Origin of the sequence: Azotobacter beijerinckii (assembly GCF_900110885.1) — a bacterium.
GTDB lineage: Bacteria > Pseudomonadota > Gammaproteobacteria > Pseudomonadales > Pseudomonadaceae > Azotobacter > Azotobacter beijerinckii.
This window is the reverse complement of record NZ_FOFJ01000176.1, coordinates 1-1,156: the sequence shown is the minus strand read 5'-3', so window position 1 is coordinate 1,156 and position 1,156 is coordinate 1. Positions and strand designations below refer to the sequence as shown.

Sequence of the window (1,156 nt, the reverse complement as noted above, 5' to 3'; positions counted from 1 at the left end):
AAGGCTTCGAGGTGGCGCGCTGCACGGTCGAGCGGCTGATGCGCAGACTGGGCCTGCAGGGCGTGGTGCGCGGCAAGACGCCTCGAACCACGGTCGGCGACCGCGCGACACCGTGCCCGCGGGATCATGTCAATCGCCAGTTCCAGGCCAGCCGGCCGAATGTATTGTGGGTATCGGATTTCACCTATGTGTCGACCTGGCAGGGCTTCGTCTACGTGGCCTTCGTCATCGACGTCTTCGCCCGGCGGATCGTCGGCTGGAAGGTTTCCAGTTCGGCACGTACCGACTTCGTGCTGGATGCCCTGGAGCAGGCGCTGTATGCCCGTCAGCCGGTACAGGGCGGGCTGATCCATCACAGTGACAGAGGGGTGCAGTATGTCTCGATCCGCTACACGGAGCGCCTGGCAGAGGCTGGCATCGAGCCATCGGTGGGCAGTGTGGGTGACTCGTACGACAACGCCCTGGCCGAGACGATCAATGGCTTGTACAAGGCGGAGGTGATTCATCGCCAGTCCTGGAAGAACCGCGAGGCCGTGGAGCTGGCCACGCTGACCTGGGTGGACCGGTACAACCACCGTCGACTGCTGGAACCGATCGGCAACATCCCGCCGGCGGAAGCTGAAGCGGCGTATTATCGACAACTCGACGAGTCCGCCCTGGCGGCATGACTCACACCAAAGAGCCTCCGAGATTCCCGGGGCGGTTCACTTTCAAAGACCTTCCTCCTACCACCCTACGAGTCGCCGACAACCCGAGCCGACGCCCTGGCTGGTGCCGCGTCCCTGATCCGGCAAGCAATCGAGCTTTCTATCCGTGGCGGCCGTGATGACCTGGCTTTCCGGCTGCTCGACATCGTGCAGGAGCTGGAAGCATGAGCAGACGAGCGCGCCGGGACCCCGACGAAATTGAGGTTGGTTGGGGCGACCTTGTTGACCAAGTGTGCGGCCAACCGAAATTTCTTCGGCGAACCACGCCCGCGCCATCGGCGTAACTGCCTTAATCTGGCGGAAGCGGCGTTGAAAAGGGTCGGCGAGGAACAGCTCGCGGCCGAGGTCGCGCAACTAGGGCCTGTTGACGTTTCACATGGGGAGCCACAGGAACCCACAAGCCATGGCCACCATGCTCTCGTAATTTCGCTTCAGCTTGTCGTAGCGGA

At 62.9% G+C, this 1,156-nt stretch carries 2 protein-coding genes; one reads left to right on the top strand and one right to left on the bottom strand.

Features of this window, described 5'->3' with window-relative positions:
- The coding region (locus tag BMY22_RS23495) for an IS3 family transposase (protein WP_143068639.1) at window positions 1-668 on the top strand (668 nt) is incomplete at its 5' end.
- Window positions 669-725: 57 nt separating this feature from the next.
- Here BMY22_RS23495 and BMY22_RS24215 read toward each other — a convergent pair.
- Window positions 726-1,061, bottom strand: coding sequence for a hypothetical protein (locus BMY22_RS24215; RefSeq protein WP_143068638.1), 336 nt, complete (start codon window positions 1,059-1,061; stop codon window positions 726-728).
- Between the last annotated feature and the right edge of the window lie 95 nt (window positions 1,062-1,156).